Annotated in this window: 20 protein-coding genes; 5 read left to right on the top strand and 15 right to left on the bottom strand. The window is 51.3% G+C overall.

Going from position 1 to position 18746, the window contains the following annotated elements:
* Positions 1–11: 11 nt before the first annotated feature.
* Entirely contained in the window at positions 12–620 is a 609-nt protein-coding gene (locus AC236I_RS15025) for a histidine phosphatase family protein (RefSeq protein WP_032724345.1), read from the bottom strand.
* A gap of 249 nt (positions 621–869) precedes the next feature.
* Between AC236I_RS15025 and AC236I_RS15030 the strand changes: the two genes are divergently transcribed.
* Together AC236I_RS15030 and AC236I_RS15035 are read left to right on the top strand one after the other, a co-directional pair.
* Complete coding sequence (locus AC236I_RS15030) at positions 870–1115, top strand: YmjA family protein (RefSeq protein ID WP_004860717.1); 246 nt, start codon at positions 870–872, stop codon at positions 1113–1115.
* 186 nt (positions 1116–1301) lie between these two features.
* On the top strand, positions 1302–1778 hold the full coding sequence (locus tag AC236I_RS15035) for a cold-shock protein (protein ID WP_032717235.1): 477 nt from the start codon (positions 1302–1304) through the stop codon (positions 1776–1778).
* Positions 1779–1919: 141 nt separating this feature from the next.
* On the opposite strand, the gene AC236I_RS15040 is transcribed toward AC236I_RS15035, so the two are convergent.
* The 7 genes from AC236I_RS15040 to AC236I_RS15070 all read right to left on the bottom strand — a co-directional run bounded on the left by AC236I_RS15040 (position 1920) and on the right by AC236I_RS15070 (position 8183).
* Positions 1920–2942: an acyl-CoA--6-aminopenicillanic acid acyl-transferase gene (locus AC236I_RS15040; protein WP_048024543.1), complete on the bottom strand. Its 1023-nt coding sequence runs from the start codon at positions 2940–2942 to the stop codon at positions 1920–1922.
* A gap of 21 nt (positions 2943–2963) precedes the next feature.
* The gene (gene glnQ / locus AC236I_RS15045) at positions 2964–3686 is read right to left on the bottom strand and encodes a glutamine ABC transporter ATP-binding protein GlnQ (RefSeq protein WP_015584619.1); all 723 of its coding nucleotides are present in this window, start codon (positions 3684–3686) and stop codon (positions 2964–2966) included.
* A 2-nt stretch (positions 3687–3688) separates the two neighbouring features.
* Positions 3689–4345 carry a glutamine ABC transporter permease GlnP gene (gene glnP, locus AC236I_RS15050; protein WP_015584620.1) on the bottom strand — a complete coding sequence of 219 codons (657 nt, stop codon included), beginning with the start codon at positions 4343–4345 and terminating at the stop codon, positions 3689–3691.
* Positions 4346–4397: 52 nt separating this feature from the next.
* On the bottom strand, positions 4398–5150 hold the full coding sequence (gene glnH, locus AC236I_RS15055; protein ID WP_015584621.1) for a glutamine ABC transporter substrate-binding protein GlnH: 753 nt from the start codon (positions 5148–5150) through the stop codon (positions 4398–4400).
* 150 nt (positions 5151–5300) lie between these two features.
* Positions 5301–5855, bottom strand: coding sequence for a carboxymuconolactone decarboxylase family protein (locus AC236I_RS15060; RefSeq protein WP_015584622.1), 555 nt, complete (start codon positions 5853–5855; stop codon positions 5301–5303).
* Positions 5852–7192 (bottom strand): aspartate aminotransferase family protein, encoded by a 1341-nt coding sequence (locus AC236I_RS15065; protein WP_015584623.1) that lies wholly within the window; start codon positions 7190–7192, stop codon positions 5852–5854. Before AC236I_RS15065 ends, AC236I_RS15060 begins: the two co-directional genes overlap by 4 nt.
* Positions 7193–7322: 130 nt before the next feature.
* A complete protein-coding gene (locus AC236I_RS15070; protein WP_487608832.1) occupies positions 7323–8183 on the bottom strand; it encodes a MurR/RpiR family transcriptional regulator in 861 nt (286 codons plus the stop codon).
* 377 nt (positions 8184–8560) lie between these two features.
* On the opposite strand from AC236I_RS15070, the gene AC236I_RS15075 reads away from it, so the two are divergent.
* Together AC236I_RS15075 and AC236I_RS15080 are read left to right on the top strand one after the other, a co-directional pair.
* Positions 8561–9544 carry a DUF1852 domain-containing protein gene (locus AC236I_RS15075; RefSeq protein WP_004860711.1) on the top strand — a complete coding sequence of 328 codons (984 nt, stop codon included), beginning with the start codon at positions 8561–8563 and terminating at the stop codon, positions 9542–9544.
* Positions 9545–9571: 27 nt separating this feature from the next.
* Positions 9572–10603 (top strand): methionine synthase, encoded by a 1032-nt coding sequence (locus AC236I_RS15080; protein ID WP_487608537.1) that lies wholly within the window; start codon positions 9572–9574, stop codon positions 10601–10603.
* Between the two features lie 172 nt (positions 10604–10775).
* Here the strand turns inward: AC236I_RS15080 and AC236I_RS15085 are convergent, their stop codons facing one another.
* The 6 genes from AC236I_RS15085 to AC236I_RS15110 form a co-directional block, all read right to left on the bottom strand.
* Entirely contained in the window at positions 10776–11252 is a 477-nt protein-coding gene (locus AC236I_RS15085; RefSeq protein ID WP_004860706.1) for a GNAT family N-acetyltransferase, read from the bottom strand.
* 105 nt (positions 11253–11357) lie between these two features.
* Positions 11358–11897, bottom strand: a complete 540-nt coding sequence (locus tag AC236I_RS15090) for a DUF2058 domain-containing protein (protein ID WP_004860702.1) — start codon at positions 11895–11897, stop codon at positions 11358–11360.
* A 406-nt stretch (positions 11898–12303) separates the two neighbouring features.
* Positions 12304–13848, bottom strand: coding sequence for a sensor domain-containing diguanylate cyclase (locus AC236I_RS15095; protein ID WP_015584625.1), 1545 nt, complete (start codon positions 13846–13848; stop codon positions 12304–12306).
* A 278-nt stretch (positions 13849–14126) separates the two neighbouring features.
* On the bottom strand, positions 14127–14324 hold the full coding sequence (locus AC236I_RS15100) for a hypothetical protein (protein WP_155407398.1): 198 nt from the start codon (positions 14322–14324) through the stop codon (positions 14127–14129).
* Positions 14325–14359: 35 nt separating this feature from the next.
* The gene (locus AC236I_RS15105) at positions 14360–14998 is read right to left on the bottom strand and encodes a LysE family translocator (RefSeq protein ID WP_004860693.1); all 639 of its coding nucleotides are present in this window, start codon (positions 14996–14998) and stop codon (positions 14360–14362) included.
* 431 nt (positions 14999–15429) lie between these two features.
* Complete coding sequence (locus AC236I_RS15110; protein ID WP_004860689.1) at positions 15430–15558, bottom strand: hypothetical protein; 129 nt, start codon at positions 15556–15558, stop codon at positions 15430–15432.
* Positions 15559–16291: 733 nt separating this feature from the next.
* Between AC236I_RS15110 and AC236I_RS15115 the strand changes: the two genes are divergently transcribed.
* The gene (locus AC236I_RS15115) at positions 16292–17518 is read left to right on the top strand and encodes an MFS transporter (protein ID WP_015584627.1); all 1227 of its coding nucleotides are present in this window, start codon (positions 16292–16294) and stop codon (positions 17516–17518) included.
* Between the two features lie 245 nt (positions 17519–17763).
* On the opposite strand, the gene AC236I_RS15120 is transcribed toward AC236I_RS15115, so the two are convergent.
* The gene (locus AC236I_RS15120) at positions 17764–18567 is read right to left on the bottom strand and encodes an MBL fold metallo-hydrolase (protein ID WP_044023546.1); all 804 of its coding nucleotides are present in this window, start codon (positions 18565–18567) and stop codon (positions 17764–17766) included.
* Positions 18568–18746 lie beyond the last annotated feature (179 nt).

Consider the following 18746-nt stretch of genomic DNA (forward strand, 5'->3'; position numbering starts at 1 on the left):
AAGCTGTCTGCTTATCCCCGCAGCAGCAAATGGGTGGCTATCCCCCATTTCACCAGCGATAACCGACCTGCCGCATACTCCAGAACCGAGTAGCTGCCATTCTGATGCGTATAGCGGGGGAAGTGCTCCGCGCCATGGCCGTCAAGAATGGAGATAACCGCCTGTATGACCTGGCCATGAGAAACCACGCACACGCAGCGATCCCCCGCCTCACCGGCTGCAAGCAGCGCCGCGGTTGTTCTGGCGGCGGCAGCGGTCAGCGACTCGCCGTTCGGCGGCGTCACGTGCGGATCGCCGGAGTAGATCGTATCGAACAGCCTTCGCTGCGCGTCGTTGAGCTGCGGATAGACCGTGCCCTCTAATGGCCCGAAACCCCGTTCAATGAGCCGCGCATCAAAGCGGATTGGACAGGCAAAATGGGCCGCGATCGGCATAGCCGCCGCGACGGCGCGACCTGCAGGAGAAGAGACCACCCGATCTATCTCCTCACCGTCAAGCGCGCGAATCAATGCCGCGATTTGTCGATGCCCACGCGCGGTTACCGGGCTATCAAGCTGCCCCTGCAGGCGGTTAACGCTATTCCATTCGGTTTCACCATGTCTGACGAGCAATATCTTCATTGACAGCATCGGGTTACGAGTTAGCGGGCAACATTACCCTCTGCAGAGAATAAAAAGAAAGTGATGCCCGGTCCAGCGTTCCCCTGACGCGCATCCTGTTGGCCGCGCGGTGGAACAGAAAATCAGACCGCCATACTCTCAGGGCGTTTTTCGCCTTCGGATCTCCGCAATGCGGATGGCAGAAAAAATGAAATAAGGATGATATGATCTCTGGAAAATGATGCCGGCATTAACCTAAGGGCCTACTGAATGAATAATGAAATACCGTTAAAGTATTATGACATCGCCGACGAGTACGCGACAGAATGCGCAAAGCCGGTCAGTGAAGCGGAACGCGAACCTCTGGCGCACTATTTTCAGCTGCTGCTCAGCCGTCTGATGAACAACGAGGAGATCAGCGAAGAGGCCCAGGCAGAAATGGCGCACGAAGCCGGTCTCCACCCGGATCGTATCGATGAGATCGCGACGTTCCTTAATCAGTGGGGCAATGAGTAGCCTGCCACCAGTTCTCTGGCCATGATAAACAGGCGTGTTGTTATTCTGAGGCACGCTATTTCCCCTCGCATAGCCAAAATTTATCGTCCAGACTGAAACCAAAGACGTGGTCTGCGCAGCCATTGTGCATTACACTGCGCGCTGCAAAAATTGAGTTAATACACGATTAAGTAGGTGGTAACGGCGATGAACGGAACAATCACAACCTGGTTTAAAGATAAAGGTTTTGGATTTATCAAAGATGAAAACGGCGATAACCGCTATTTTCATGTGATTAAGGTCGCCAATCCTGAGCTGATTAAGAAAGATGCGGCGGTGACCTTCGAACCCACCACCAATAACAAGGGTTTGTCAGCGTACGCGGTGAAAGTGGTACCAGAAAGCAAATATATCTATATCGCCGGCGAACGCCTGAAGCTTACTTCGATCAAATCCTACCTGGTCTACAGCGAAGAGGTACCTGCCGATACCCGCATTGATAAAGAAAATGCGGTGCTGTCCGTGGGGATCCTGATGAGCAGCATCAAGCCGAAATCCGACGTTAAGCCCGGTGACATGCGCTCGCTGAAAAAACTGGCGATCACCACTTTTCAGGGCACGACATTGATCTTCTCAGAAGATGAAATTGACATCGATGCCACGGTGAAACTGCTTAAAGTCTGATCGTATTCTGATCCAGGCCGGCAGGCTGCACCCTTCTGATGCAGCCTGCCGGCCCCTCAAACCGCTCTCCATACGCCCTCTCTTGCCCCGGTTCTGCAACCTCGGGTGCCAGAGTAACATCGGCGCATTCACTCACACAGGTCATGCATTTACCGCCCCTTGCAAGATAGCCTGCTGCCGATCCAGGGTGAAAATGCGCCACTCTACCTGGCGGGCATTCAGCACAAACAGGGCCGTAGCCAGGGTATTTTCCTCATCCGGATCCTGCGGCGATAAACGGTATATCGGCAGTGCCGCAACCTGCTGATCGGATAAGATAGCCAGGGCGCCCGTTGCATCCAGTTGCGATGACGTTGTTAACTCGTCGATAAGGCGAGCCTGGCGCGAAGCGGAACTGTCGGTAATGACCTGCTGCACATCCCTGAGCGATTCGTGAATCAAATGGTTAGCATGACCAAATGTGCCATCCAGCAAACGCACTGAATGCCCGGCGCCTGTCGCTTCAATGCTGAACAGACGACTATCTCCGGACTGTCCCAGGGTGTGATGGAATGCACCTGAACGCGGCAGGGTGGTTAAAACGGCAATGGCCTCATCCAGCGTGCTGGCATTCAGCGCAGCGCGCGCCAGGATTTGCCGCGGTATACCGACGGGCCGGTGCAGCGCGCGAATGTTATTTACGGTATTCACGATCCCCATGGCATTGACTGCAAAAGTATGACCGCAAAGCGAACCTGGGTAAGCAAAGCTGGAAAAGGCCATCCCCTCGGTAGGTGAAATACTGACCCATGCGCAATCGTCGCGTAACTGCGGGAACCCGTCTTCGTTGTGGGCGATCACGCGTTCCCCCTCGCGGCTCTCCCCCACTACCGTGGTACAACCATCGGACGTTGATCGCACTAAATCACCCCGGCAGTTCCAGGCGAAAACTTCGTCAACCGGCGCTTGTAAACCCGCTGCCATACCGGTCAGCTCCTGCCAAATCAACGGAAACTGCTGCTCAACCAGGGTTCGCATCGCCCGAGTTTGCGCACTGTCTTTCATACCGATAACCGTTTGCCACAGCGGAATATGTACCAGCTTTTGATGCCAGGCGTCGCGACCGAATTCGCCCAGGCGTTGACCAACGGCAAACGAAGATCCACTAATTGTGATTTTTTTCATATTGTTATCATTCACTTCTATTCAGGATACGTGTTGCAAAAATTCTTTCAGGCGCGGATTACTGCTCGCGTTTAGCAGCATATCAGGTGATCCATCTTCGGCAATGGTTCCCCTGTCAATAAAGATCAAGCGCGATGCCACGTCACGCGCAAAGCCAATTTCGTGCGTGACAATGACCATAGTCATCCCTTCATCAGCCAGCGAGCGCATAACCTTTAACACTTCATGACGCAATTCAGGGTCAAGCGCGGAAGTAGGTTCATCGAACAGCATCATTTTCGGCTTCACCGCCAGCGCACGCGCAATCGCCACGCGCTGCTGTTGGCCGCCGGATAACTCCGATGGATAGTGATTAGCTCGGTCCTTCAGGCCGACGCGATCCAGCAATGCCAGCGCCTGTTCGCGCGCCGCTGCTTTACTCTGTTTACGCACCCGAATGGGGCCAAACATCACATTCTCCAGCGCGGTTAAATGCGGAAAGAGATGGAATTGCTGGAACACCATGCCTGCTTCACGGCGGATATCACATTCGCTGGCGTGCGGATCGGTAATATGCATCCCCGCCACCAGCAGCGTACCAGAGCTAATTGCCTCCAGTTTATTGATACAGCGTAGCAGCGTCGATTTACCCGACCCCGAAGGTCCGATAATCACCACCACTTCTCCGGCTTCAATTTTCAGATTGATATCATGCAGCACGGGCGTCGTGCCGAAGCTTTTAGATACTGCGCTAAATTCAACCATGCTCATAAAATATGGATCCTTTTCTCTAGTTGCTTCAGCAGAAAACTCAGGCACAACGTCACCATCAGATAAATCAACGCTACTGCCGTCCACACTTCCAGGGCGCGAAAGTTGCCGGCAATAATTTCCTGTCCTTGCCGCGTTAACTCAGCTACACCGATGACAATGAACAACGAAGTATCTTTAATACTGATAATCCATTGGTTACCCAGCGCTGGAATCATACGCCGCAATGCCAGAGGCATAATCACATGCCACACGGTGCTGCGTTGGGATAATCCCATTGCCAGGCTGGCTTCTTTAAAACCTTTATTGATCGATAATATTGCTCCACGCGTTATTTCGGCAATATAGGCACCGGAGTTAATTACAATCGTCGCAATCGCGGCAGTAACGGGTTCGATACGCACAGGTAATATCATCGGTAATGCGAAATAAATAAACATCACCTGTACCATGATCGGCGTACCACGAATTAATTCAATAAACACTAACGATAGCGTTTTCGCTATGCGACCACCAAAAGCCCGGCAGGTCCCGGCGAACAAACCAATAATAAAACCGCCCAACAGACCTGACAGTGAAATAATCAATGTCAGTTGCAACCCCTGCAACAACAGTGGCAGGGATTGCCATATATAATGACTATCAAAATTCATAATAAAACCAGTTCAGATGGAGTATGGGCCGAATTTCTTCGGCCAGAAGATGTTATTTCGGTTGTTTATCGAACCACTTCACATAAATTTTGCTATAGGTACCATCTGCGCGTAATGCCTCAAGTGCGGCATTTATTTTTGGTGTCAGGCTGCTGTTTTTCTGCATCGCGAAGCCATACTGCTGTGGCAAAATGCTATCGCTTTCCCCTGTAGATTTAACTTTCCCACCGCCCGCCGTTTTTACGTAATAGAGCACGTTCGGCGAGTCATGTACCACGGCGTCGAGGTTCCCTGCCTGCAGATCGAGATAGGCATTGTCGATGTTCGGAAATTCAATATAGTTAGCTTTGTATTTTGATTTCATAAAGGTCGCGGCGGCGGTGCCTTGTTTAAGCCCTACTTTCTTGCCCGCCAGATCGCTGAAGCGGGTGATGCTATTATTACCTGTCTTCACCGCCATTAATAAATCAGCGTTATAATACCCATCGCTAAAGTCGACAACCTGTTTTCGCGCATCGGTAATGGTAATCCCCGCCATAGCCACATCTAAATTACGCGATTGCAAGCCAGGAATTAACCCACCGAAATCCATGGGGCGTAATTCGTAGCTTATATTCATTTTTTTGGCAATCGCATCCCACAGGTCGATATCAAAGCCCACGTATTTATCACCTTGTTTAAATTCAAAGGGAACAAATGCCGTATCAACACCCACCGTAATTTTATCCTGGGCTGCGGCCAGGAAACTGGTGGAACACGCGACCAGAGCCAATGTGATTTTTAATTTGCTAAGTAAAGTAGACATAATAAACCTCAACGTCGATGAGAAAATATATATAACAAAACAGGTGCTGCGCCCGCTGAAAGGCTAACAACTGATGTGTGTATTCCATGACAAATTATGCCTGCCAAGAGGAATGAAGAAAAAATAGACTCCTGTTTGTCAGTCAATTATTTAAGCGGGAATAATCTCATCCCCGGTATCGGGTACTGGCGTCTGTGCACCGTTCATAAGCATAGAAAGTAAGCTGTAATAGCCGTTAATTCCCATCAAATCCACCACGCCCTTTTCTCCCCAAAGCGCTATGGCGTGTTGCCAGGTATCATCGCGGATTTTTTTCTCCTGGTGTAGCTGCTGGCAGAAATGATAAACCACCCACTCATCCGCTTGTAAATCCAGCGGTAGACGGCATTCATTAATAGCCTGTACCGCAGCGGCTGAAATTCCCTTCTCGCGGGCAATGGGCGCATGAATCGCCCATTCCACCGGCTGGGACCAATGGCGCGCGGTCATAAGAATGGCCAGTTCAGACAACCGTTGTCCGAGTGCGCTGCGATAACGCAGGTACTCCCCCATCCGCTGTGCGTGAGCCATCAATTCAGGGCTACGCAGCAACGGTTCAAAGGGCGGTAACAGCGCACCACGGGGGCCGTTGATGATCTCCTCTGCCAGCGGACGCTGATATTCATCCCACTCCTGTTCGGCCAGCGGCGGTAAGCGATTAATCATGCTGGCCTCGCTAACTTGTGCGTTTCTTCACGAATGACCCGGTGCAGCGTATCTACCACAAAATCAAGCTGCGGCGGGGTAATGATAAACGGCGGGGCTATCAGGATATGATCGCCATATTGCCCATCAATGGTTCCTCCCATCGGATAGACCATCAGGCCACGGGACAAACAGTTGGCCTTGATTGCCGCATGCAGCTTTAATGCGGGATCGAACGGAGTTTTGTCCCCTTTATCATGGACCAACTCAACACCGGCAAACAGGCCTCGTCCGCGGGTGTCACCGACATGCGGTAGCGCACCCAGCACATCACGCAGCGCGCTTTGTAAGTAATGACCCTGTTGTTTCACCGCTTCCAGCAGATTGTCACGCTCGATAACCTGCTGGACCGCCAATGCCGCGGCGGCGGCAGTGGCGTGACAGATGTAGGTATGTCCATGCTGGAACAGACCGCTACCAGCCTGAAGTGCGGCCATAATCTTCTCACCGGCCAGTACCGCGCCGATCGGCTGATATCCGCCCCCCAAACCTTTTGCGATGGTCACCAGATCCGGGACAACATCATCCTGCTCGAAAGCGTGCAGCGTGCCTGTACGTCCCATGCCGCACATCACTTCATCGGCAATATACAAAATGCCGTATTTATCGCACAGTTGACGCACGCCGCGCAGATAACCCGGGGTCGGTGGGGTCGCGCCGGTTGTCGCGCCGACCACCGTTTCTGCACAGAAACCGATGATAGTTTCCGGGCCGGCCTCAATCATTCCCTGCTCCAGTTCCAGCAGCAAACGATCGGTATACTGCTGCTGGCTCTCATCCTCGCGCCGATCGCGATATTCATTGCAGGCGGCGACGCGAATCACATCGATCAGCAACGGTGCGAATTGACGGCGACGCCATTCATTTCCTCCCACGGCCAATGCTCCCAGCGTATTGCCATGGTAGCTCTGCTTGCGGGCCATAAATTTGGTGCGCTCCGGCTGACCGATTTCGACAAAATACTGGCGCGCCAGTTTCAATGCGGTTTCGACCGCTTCGGAGCCCCCGGAGACGAAATAGACGTAGTTAAGGTCTCCCGGCGCCTGGCGAGTCAACTGCTCCGCCAGTTGCTCAACGGTATCGCTGGTAAAGAAACTGGTATGCGCATAGGCTAACCGATCGATCTGTCGATGCAAGGCGGCCAGCACGTCAGGATGCCCATGCCCAAGGCATGAGACGGCGGCTCCGCCACAGGCATCAAGATAACGTTTGCCGCTGGCATCGGTGATGTAAACACCTTGCGCGCTCGCCGCGACGGCGGGGGTGTGGCGTAAGCTGCGATGAATGATCTGACTCATGCTCTGTTCCTGCTCCTGAAAACGCTATTGCGTACTATGAGGATTATCTTGCAGGATTCATTTGAATCACGTCAACGCAATTATGATACACATGTATTTAATTTTCTTATCACAGAGACAAATGCTTCATTTATCCGGATTTGCCGGGGACCACATACGCGCCAGAGTCGATCAGATAACGCTCGGCGCTCTCGATTTTGCTGACCGCCTCGTTGCCGTGACGCGCCACCAGCATCGCCAGCAGGCATTCCGCCAGCCCCATCCCGGAGACGACCGACGGGAAAAATGAAGGGCTGTCAATTGAAAACAACAATGTACACTCCGCAGCCTGAGCTAAAGGGGAGACCGGTGAGTCGGTGATGGCGATAATGCGAGCACCAGCCCGCTGTGCCGCATGCAGGACACCCAGGGACTCTCGTGAATAGGGGGCAAAACTGGTGAGCAGAACACAATCGCGAGCGGTTAGTTCACGGGTAAACACTTCAATGTTGCTTGCCAGGCCATCAATCAATGACACCCGACGATTGAATAAGCGGTAGACGTAATACAACGACCAGGCAATCGGGAAGCTGGCGCGAAACCCGCAGATATAGACGTTGTCCGCCTCATCCAGCAGCGTGACGGCTCGCGGCATCGCCTGCTGATTTTCACTCCCGGTGAAGACCAGATTCGCCTGATGCGCCTGAAAGACTTCCTCATACAGATTCGATTGCGTATCTTTGGCAACGAGCTTTTTTGCTTTAGATACATATGTATCATTGCGTAAGCCGAGATCGTCAATAAAGGCATCTTTCAGCTCTCCCCAGCCGCTAAATCCGAGACGCTGCGCCAGACGCAGCAGCGTGGCGGGCTTCACCCCGGCTTGTGCCGCGAACGCTCGCATAGATTGCACAACCAGTATATTCACGTTTTGCAGACAGAACTCCGCAGCCCGCTGTAACTCAGGGGAAAGTGTACTGAACTGACTGACAATATTTTCTTGTGGATTCATCATGTTGGTCACCGGATTTCAGAAGCAAATATCTAAACACATTTGTGATTGAGACTCTACTCTCCGGGTTGCTCAGCCCTGCAACTCACCTACTTCGCCCGAGAAGCTGCACTCTGACCGCCGGCTATCCGCAGTGATGCTCCGGCACTTCGTCAGCCTTGCTGCCATGGGTTTGCTCGTCGACCATGAAGATGACTCATGTTGTAATGAAATTATGTCGCTTTCACTCCTCCAGGGACTCTGGCATAAAATATGCTCTATTAATCAGAGACAATATGATGATCGCTGAATGAAATAACCAGATAAAAAGAAAGGATATGCTGGGATTCAGGGAATAACTTCAGTTTTCATATCAGAACTTAGGGTGCACCATCGCGATGAATAAAGATTTTGCTTTTACTATTAAACGTAGTCGTTTTGACGCGCATTATAACCCCGCTGAAAATACGCGAATTACAACCAACTTCGCGAATCTGGCCAGAGGGGAAAATCGCGAGGAGAACTTGCGTAACACGCTGACGATGATTGACAATCGTTTTAATGCGCTGGCGTACTGGGATAACCCGAAAAGCGATCGTTATTCTGTTGAGCTTGAAATTATTTCAGTTGAAATGACACTCACTGACCAGCACCGCAGCGGCAGCTTTCCGGTCATTGAGATATTAAAAACGAACATTCTCGATAAAAAAACGCACGAACGTATTGACGGTCTCGCCGGGAATAATTTCTCCTCTTACGTACGCGATTATGATTTTAGCGTGCGACTGTTAGAGCATAACCAACAGCAATCCGCCTTTAGCATCCCGGATGGTTTTGGTGAATTACATGGAAATATCTTTAAACACTTCGTTAATTCAACGGTATACCAGCAGAACTTTAACAAACCGCCGGTAATCTGCCTTAGCGTATCGAGCAAAGACACCTATCAGCGCACGGGAAATCAGCATCCGGTACTGGGTATCGAATACCAGCAAAATGGCTCGTCGTTGACTGAACAATATTTTTCCAGAATGGGATTAAAGGTTCGCTATTTTATGCCGCAGAATAGCGTTGCGCCGTTAGCTTTTTATTTTTCTGGTGACTTGCTTAGTGATTACACTAATCTTGAGCTTATCAGTACCATCAGTACGATGGAGACGTTCCAGAAGATTTATCGGCCTGAAATTTATAATGCCAACGCCGCCGCAGGGCAATATTATCAACCGAACCTGAATCACCAGGATCATTCATTAACCAAAATTGTTTATGATCGGGAAGAACGCAGCCAACTGGCGATTGAACAGGGAAAATTTACTGAAGAGCATTTTATCAAGCCTTACCAGAATATTCTTGAGAAATGGTCTGCTGGCTACGCGCTTTAATTTACCGAACATACAAGGTTTTCTATTATGAAAAAATTATTACCCACGTCGACGGCTGGCAGCTTACCTAAACCTTCCTGGCTGGCAGAGCCTGAGAAACTATGGTCTCCGTGGAAATTACACGACCAGGAATTAATTGAAGGGAAAAAAGATGCGCTAAGCTTGTCGCTGTATGATCAGTTACGCGCAGGAATTGACATTGTCAGCGATGGCGAACAAACGCGCCAGCACTTTGTCACCACCTTTATTGAGCATCTCAGCGGCGTCGATTTTGAGAAACGCGAGGTGGTGAAAATTCGCAATCGCTATGAGGCGAGCGTGCCGACGGTCGTGGGTGAAGTGGCGCGTCAGAAGCCCGTTTTCGTTGAAGATGCCCGGTTTTTACGTCAGCTGACCAGACAACCTATTAAATGGGCTCTGCCAGGACCGATGACGATGATCGATACCCTCTATGATAACCACTATAAAAGCCGTGAAAAGCTGGCCTGGGAATTCGCCAAAATTCTCAATCAGGAAGCGAAAGAATTAGAGGCGGCGGGTGTCGATATTATCCAGTTTGATGAACCGGCATTTAATGTCTTTTTTGATGAGGTGAATGACTGGGGGATCGCCGCGTTAGAAAGAGCCATTGAAGGACTAAAATGTGAAACGGCGGTACATATCTGCTATGGATATGGCATCAAAGCCAATACTGACTGGAAAAAGACGCTGGGATCAGAGTGGCGCCAGTATGAAGAGGCGTTCCCAAGGCTGCAAACATCGAATATCGATATCATCTCGCTGGAGTGTCATAACTCGCGTGTCCCCATGGATCTGCTGGAGCTGATTCGCGGCAAAAAGGTGGTGGTGGGAGCGATTGACGTGGCAACCCAGGCGATTGAGACGCCGGAAGAGGTCGCCGGTACGCTACGTAAAGCGCTTGAGTTTGTCGATGCCGATAAGCTTTATCCTTCGACCAACTGCGGGATGGCGCCCCTGTCTCGTCAGGTCGCCAGAGGCAAGCTCAATGCGCTAAGTGCCGGCGCAGAGATCGTCCGCAAAGAGCTGCTGGCGAAATAACGCTGGCGGAGCCAGCGCGCTGAAAGAAAGTCCGGGTCAGGCGTTCGGATCGCTATCCCCCTGGCCGGACCGAACAGCGCGCAATACGACCGCACAGAAAGCCTGAGGTGCCGTGCGTTCATCTCTCCCTTTAACCGCCGTGCAGCCCGTCGGAACGCTGTCTCCGCGGGCGTTAATCGGATAACGTCTTACTCATATTGATTCCCGTCACCCAAAAGCCGGTGGACTCGTAGACGTGGCGGGCGCGTTGGTTATCTCCGGCCACGCGAAGTCGAATCTGTTCGATCCCCTGCTCCCGCATCTCCCGCTCAAAGGCGCGTAGCGCCTGCGTGCCCAGCCCCTGCCCCTGACAGGCGTTGAAGATATAAAAATCAAAGATGAACACGGTTCGCGCGGCGGTATCGGGTTTGTACCAGAGGTAGCCGACGTGCTCGTCGCGATTGTCTGATTGGCTAAAAAGAGACAGCAAAACCTGCCCGGGGGTATTCACCCCCTCAGGAAGATCCTCGGCGATTTCACGCGTCGCTTTTGTCAGTGAATCCTCTGCGCTAAGCCGATAGTTGGCGGCAATTTCACGCGCATAATCCGTAATAAAGTATTCCAGATATGCCGGATATTCTTCTTCGCGCATGGGGCGGAACATCATCATTGATTCATCCTTTGAGGGGGCGATATTTTCGCAGCGAGACGATGCATTCATCCCTTTTCATTGACGCGGCCATCCACAGCGACAGATGACGAGCGGCAAGGCCAGCTACCACATTAAATCATCAGGTACTTTGAAATCAGCATACGGATCGTCTTCATCCTGCTCTTCCTGACTGAGCGCGCTGTGTAACACAATGCTGTCCGCATCGCGCTGCGCAATCTTATCTGCGACGTTAGCCGGAATAATCGCGTATACGCTCTCGCCGCTGCTGTCTGGCACCAGACGCGCGATCGCCAGACGGCCGCTAATCAGTTGAGCCTGAATCAGCTTATCGACAAAAATTTTCTTGATGAGGTTGTTGTCGGTAAAGTTAAAGCCAATGTCGCCTTTTGCCGGAACAATCCGGTTCATTTCAATAAGCTGCTTCACCTGGGCTTTATATTCTTTGGCTAAAGCGGCCTGCTTTTGCTGTTCACCCAGCTGCTTATCACGCTCGAGCTGCGCTTTTTTGTTTTCTTCCACCGCTTCTCGCGCTTCACGTGCCTGAACCCGTGATTTTTTGGCCGTTCTTTGCACTTTAGCGACCTTTTTGCTGGTCACTAACCCGGCTTTCAGCAGCTGCTCTTGTAAGGTGAGTTTTGTCATTTCGTCTCTGAACCCGTTGAGAAATTTCTGCGATTATAGCGGGAATGTTGGCGGCTGTGCCAGATTGCATCGCCGCAAGGCGAGCTGGTTTATGGAAGACGGCGGCCTTACAGGTCGAGGGAAGCATGGCAGAATTCCATTTCGAAATGGGGCAAGGTCAAGGGTGATGCAGGCGGAACGTTGCGCCGGTTCCGGTCTGAAAACCACTCTCAGAATATGCGTAAACATCCGCGACATGTCGGATTTAAAGACGTTGGAAACCAACATGGCGTCCGCAGGCTTTTACCCGATTCACCGACGGTATTACTGGATATGCGTCGGCAAAAGTCCAGGCCAGCAACGCTGTGTTCATTAAGAAACAAACGAACACTCACCACTTGAGAGCATTACCTTCTGACAATCCTGACTATTGGCTATGCCCACTGACCACGACTCTGTTTCGTCCTTGTCGTTTCGCTTGATATAACGCGGAATCAGCTTCCATAAGAAGCCGCTCGTAGTCACCCTCATAATCTTTTAGCCCCGCCACACCGATCGAGACCGTAAGGTGTCCGGCCTCAGAGAACTCGGTATCCGATATGACCTGGCGGATCCGTTCGGCTATCGCAGCAGACTCGGCGAGCGTGGTTTCCGCCAAAAGGATAACGAACTCCTCGCCCCCAAAGCGGCTGATAACATCCTCTTTTCGACATGTCAGTCTGAGCAAATCCGCGGTATGAACCAGCACGGTATCCCCCGCACTGTGCCCGAAACGATCGTTAATCGTTTTAAAATGATCGATATCTACTGCGATTGCGCACTGATTTTTAAGGTTCTTGATATACGTTAATTGCTCATAGAAACCACGCCGGTTATATAAACCCGTCAAAGGATCTGTCATCGCCTCATCACTGAGCGCTGCAAATTGTGCAGAGACTAAACGAAAACGTTTTTCCATCGCATCTCTGAGTAAATACGCCTCCTGGTACCAGGCCCTGATCGAAGAGAGTTTCTCTGGCGACATGAGACTGTCATTGGCCTGAACCAGCCGCGCAAGCTGCTCCAGCGGTTTTGCGATACGGGAAGAAAGAAAAGCCACCCCTGTAGTAATAAAGAACAGTATCGCCAGCACCAGTCCGGAAATTTTCTTCACAGTATTGAGCAACATACTGGTGACGACCTCTGACGGCGTCGACACAATAATATTCCAGTCAGATTTCTTAAGACCCGCATAGCCAACCAAATAATCTCGTCCGACAAAAGAACCGTTTAAGTTGTTGCTCATATACGTTTTCAATTGCGGCGTGAGATTGACGGGCGAGCGGGTCATCGTGGGAACAGTATTGAATATAACCTTGCCATCGCGATCGACAATAGTGACAGAGACATTATCTTTATAAAAATGAAGGCCAATAAGATCGCTGAGCATACTCTGTTTTTTCAGATAAATGCTGCCGCCGAGATACCCCAGATAGTGACCATCTGGCGAACGGAGTGGATGCGAGAGCATTATCATGTCATTTCCGGCAATCGACGTGAACGGACCAGAAATCAGTGGTTTTCGCGCAACCAGAGCAGCCTGGCTTGCTTCGGAATGTACTCTGACGCCTGTCAGTGCGGGCAAGTAAGGTGACGTGGCAACAATCACCGCCTTCGCATTAACCACCCCAACCGAGTTAAATACCGCTGACCGGATCCGCAGACGCTCGACCTCATCCCTGGCCACGGATGCATCGGTGCTCTGTAACTCAGACGCTGTCCAGGCTAATTCACGCTGGGCCATGGCCAGATATCGGTCTGTGGTATCCGCAATTTTCATCGCGTAAGCCAGGTTGCTCTCACGGAGAGAATCTTCTATTTCTTTCTTTTGAAAGAAATAGATACCGGCAAGGAGAAGAATAGTTGTCAGGATAGCTCCTCCGGAGTAGAGCGCAATAAGCAGAGGGAGGAGAAACGGTTTTTTTTGAAACATTTATCACCTGTATTTCAGAACATCCTGGCGACCTGCCGTCAATTTTATCTTATGTAGCTGGCGCAGCCCTCTAAGGGCTTCCCTTCTGACAGGATTTTCATTGCTGCTGTTTTGCCGTCATAGACAACATTCACGTGTTCATGTGGGGATGATAGCAAATACCTGAGCAGGTATTATCACTACTCTGTTTTCGCTCCACCTTATTGTTGATCATTGCGCCTTCCTGGTCATCAGCCGCAGCTTTTCAGGTGTCACTATTCTGTGTCGGTGTACCCGGTTTAATAAATTCCGGCATCACGGCATACGGCCAGGGTCAGCGAGATATGTTCAGAAACGTTATCGCCCTGGTTTCTGCGGATAGCCAGGTTTGTCACGATGAGTCCAGCATTCTCCCCCCACCAGGCCGGGATATTCAATGGGAGGTGGTCAACAAGATGGATCGCAGGGTCATCAGCGATAGCCAACAAAATATCCATGTTCACGACGCCCTGGGCGATAAGGGAGCAGAGGTTCAGATGTAAGGCTGCAGAGCGGAAATGATGAGGCCTGCAGCAAAACACATGAACACCACCCCACCGGTTTTATTGAGTTTACTGAAGAGATGACCGGAAGACATCTTCATCTTTACGGAGTGTGCGAAAAATCCGTAAAGCGAGTGGATGACGATCACCAAAAGACAGAAAATAGCCGAGAGTATCGAAAACTGGGGGGCAAATGGCTGCTGCGGGTTAATGAACTGCGGGAACAGGGCCATAAAAAAGACGATGGCTTTAGGGTTCAGCAGAGAAACCAGCATCCCCTGGCGGAAGCTTTTACCGGTGGACGGCGCGACATCGCTTCCCGCAGTGGCCGCGTTATTGTTCATCGCCCGGGGTACTGAACGGAATAATTTGCTGCCGAGATAAATCAGGTAAGCGGCCCCGATGATTTTCACTGCCAGCAGGGCCAGCCAGGAGGTGGTAATGATCGCCCCAATGCTGCTGGCCGCGACGATCGATATCACCCCCATTCCGGCGGCGACACCAATGATCCCGGCCATGGCATGGCGCAAGTTATAGTTGAGCGTGTTCGTCAGGGTGAACAAAACGCCCGGGCCGGGGCTGGCGATGGTCAGGCTGGCGATAAGAATATAAAAAGCGATTTGTTGCATGAGGATACATCCTGTCAGCTGCAAGGGCGCCTCTGCACCCCGGTAAGATCAGCGGGAATGATCCCGATATAGTGAGTCGACAAATACGGTGCTATCTGACAGGCACTCACAGGCAGCGTCAATTTCCCGCCGGAGCCAGCCCCTTTTTTCAGAAGTATTCGTGATACAACAGAACAGTGAATACACTAAATTTTACTTTATAGTAACATTTTATTCTTGTCACAAAATTTTGCTGATACCTTAAAAATCAATTGATTAAATTTTATATCTTACAAATTTTGCCCTATTTGCTGCTACTTTAATCACATCGATGACGATGAAGTCTATTTCGGAACCAGCGATGATAAATATTCCGAATTTCATTCCCGTATTTTATGTTATTGACTCTTGCAGCCTGCAAAAAAATCACTGCCTTTAACTCCGGCAGAACGCTATTGCAGGAGGATGCTCTGCGTTTTCTCTGCGGCCTGCGCGATCGATGCGATCATGATGCGATAGACGCAGCGTTGCGCCGCTTCGTTACGAGAAGCGCTTTCAGGGTGTTCGTAAACATCCGGCATATTTCGTCCTTAAATGCGGTAGAGCTCAACATGATTTCCCGCAGGAGTTGACCATACTCATTCAAGGCCTGACTGAGCATGCCGTCATTGGTTGAGGCTGGAACGCAGGGGAAGGATAATGACCGCTAAACCGGTTGGCTTCGGATACATTGTATTACGGCTGAACTTTATGATAAGGCCGCCGCGAGCTGCCAATGACTTTTTTAATTTAAATCCCGATCGGTAAATAATTTATCTATTTCATAATTAATAATAACGTTGTGTCATTAAGCGCGTTGCCCCGAGAATGATAACTTTGCTTGCGGACGGTGCAGGAGCGCCATGAATAACGGGTCAAATCCGCATTTTTTATGGCATCCATATTGCTTTATTTATTGCTCAGGCAATGGAGTGGCAATACCTATAGCGGACTGAGTGAAGGGATAACGGATGGAAGCTCAAAAAATGCACACCGGAACCTTCGCGTTAAAAGAGACGCCCGCCGGCAACCGCTGCTCTTTGCTCTTCCCTGTCCACGCCATGCGATTTATGCTCAGGAGCTGCCACTTGATTACGGCGAGTTTTATTGTCTGTCGGTGAACATATCGAGACATCACAGGAAGACGTTGCGGCTTATAAACGCAATGTGCGGGGAAAAGTTCCTCCCGGCATCAGCCTGGAACAGTTAATGCAGCGTTTAACGGAGGATGCTTGCGCTTTACTTCCGTTCAGTTCATCCCTCCAGGAGGGCATCATGCGATACATACCAGGCCGCATCCCCGTTATCCTTGCGGTCAGTAATCTGTTTTTTACCTGTGCGGTCTCTGTTGACCTGACAATTGCCACTCTGGTGGGCTATCAGCTGGCCCCGTCGGATGAACTGGCCACCGTGCCATTTGCGCTCATCACTGTTGCCGGCGCGTTCTCGAGTCTGTTTGCTGCCGGCATGATCGGGCGGGGAAACGAGAAACTTGCGTTTATGTTGGGGTCTGGATGCGGTACCGCCGGCGGATTATTGTCTTTTGTCGCTGTGCTGAAGGGCAGTTTTTTACTTTTTTGCACCGGCTGCTTTCTTGTTGGCGTCTATCAGGCTTTCAGCCAGTACTATCGTCTGGTTGCCGCCGATCACTCCCCGCCGGAAGTGAAGGGGCAGTCTATCTCTCTGGTCATGGTTGGCGGTGTTGTAGCGGCAATCCTGGGGCCGCTGTTGACGATTGTTGCGCGGGATGTCCCGGGGCTACCTCGCTTTGCCGGCGTTTATCTCGTGGTGGCCGCGCTGGGTATTCTGTCTGCACTTAATCTGGCCCTGTTCTTCGGTCATGCGAAAAAATATTCCCCTACTCCGGACACCGCTGCGCCTTCAGAACGGTCACCGACCAGTCGGGAATTAATGAAACGCCCGGATTATCGCACCGCCTGGTTTCACCTGGTTGTTGGCTCCCTGGTGATGCTGTTTCTCATGACGGCGGCCCCGCTCTCCGTGACGCACCACCATTCAATGAATGATGGTGCCCTGGTCATTCAGCTGCATCTGCTGGGAATGTATGTCCCTTCGCTGTTTACCGGTCTCCTGATACGAAAGGTGGGGCTCACCGTACTGTTATATAGCGGGATCGCTCTCAACATGTCAGCTATCGTGGTTAACCTGACCGGGGAAACGATGCTGGCATACAGCTTAAGTCTGCTTCTGGTGGGGGTCGGATGGAACTTTATGTTTGTGGGGGGCTCTACGCTGCTCAGTCTCTCTTATCGTGATCATGAGCGAAAAAAAGCGCAGGGTCTGGCCGAAACCAGCCGCTTTATTTTCTCCGCGATCGCCACATCAGGGGCGGGTGTGATGCTGGCATTGCTGGGCTGGAAGCTGCTGGGCCTGATGATGTTACCGGTCTTACTGATATGTCTGGTATCCACCTGGCAGTACGATCAGACTATCAGGAAAGCACGCCGAACGGCGTCGCGTACTGCTGAAGACGGTTCTTAAATCCGCTCACTCCGGCCGGATGTCACATATTGGGCATTCTTGAGTGCCGGCCCGTTTCAGTGTTGTAAAGGCGCCTCTTGCGCAAGGAAGAGGTGAGCATTCCGCGGACGCTACCCGCCGCAAAACGCTCATGGTTGGCGGATCTGTTTTCGCATTATGCGTATTCAACAGGGCTGCTGGGTTGATAAACAAATTCGCCCTTCCGTAGACAGATGTGCCGGGATGACCGGCATGACAGAAAGGGGCTATTCGTCAAAAAAGAGTGTATCCCCGCAGGAAAGGCGATATTTATCCCTCAGCCACAGTCTGCCCCATCGTCCCGTACAGTGGCATCCGATGATTTTTTCAGGCTCTATTTCCCTGAGAAACTTCATAAGATTGATCAATTTTAATGGCGAGGCTGTACGCAGGTGCAGTCCGCCGATAACGGCATAAACCTTCTCTTCCCGCGTAATATTCCGACAATGGCGAACCGTGTTCTCCAGCCCGCGGTGACCGCATCCGGTAATAATGACCAGACCACGCGAGGAGCGCCAGATCAGGGCCCCTTCGTCAGCCACATAATCAAGAGCTCCGGTACGGAGATCGGTAATACCATATGCAACGGGCTTTTCGACGGGAATTTCACCTGTCCAGGTAAAGCGTTTTCCCACTGCCAGCGGGCCTTTACTGAACAGCACATTTTTGCCGGTGAAATTAAGGTGCCGTGAAAGCTTTTTCACCGGTATGGCCTTACCGGGGAGGCGTACACAGGCATATCTTTCCCGCCCAACGTCAGGATGACAGATAATCCTGGTCCCTGAATTGAGCCAGTTGACGCCTCCGATATGATCATAGTGGCCATGCGATAGCACCACCGCGCTCAGATTCGACAGAGGTTCATTCATCAGCCGGGCGTTGCGGATAAATGTTTCATCCGGGCCGGTATCAAACAGTATCCGGCTGTCCCCGTCATCCAGCAGAATACAGAGCCCCGCACGGGGTTGCATCCCAGGCACCGCCTGTGGGGAGAGATGGTTTTCAACCAGCATTGTCATTTTCAGCATCAGGTCTTCGGTTCCCTGGGTTTGGCTATCGTTTCAGGCCGGTTTAGCAGGAAATTTTAACTGCCTGAAAATAATAAGTGAGCCTAACACAATAGCCTGGTGACGTATCATGTTCAGTGAACCGATCTGCGGCAGATTGAGCGAGAAGATCACGTCAACCATCCGCCAGCGACATTGGCCTC

The organism is Klebsiella sp. Sb-30, assembly GCF_057652795.1.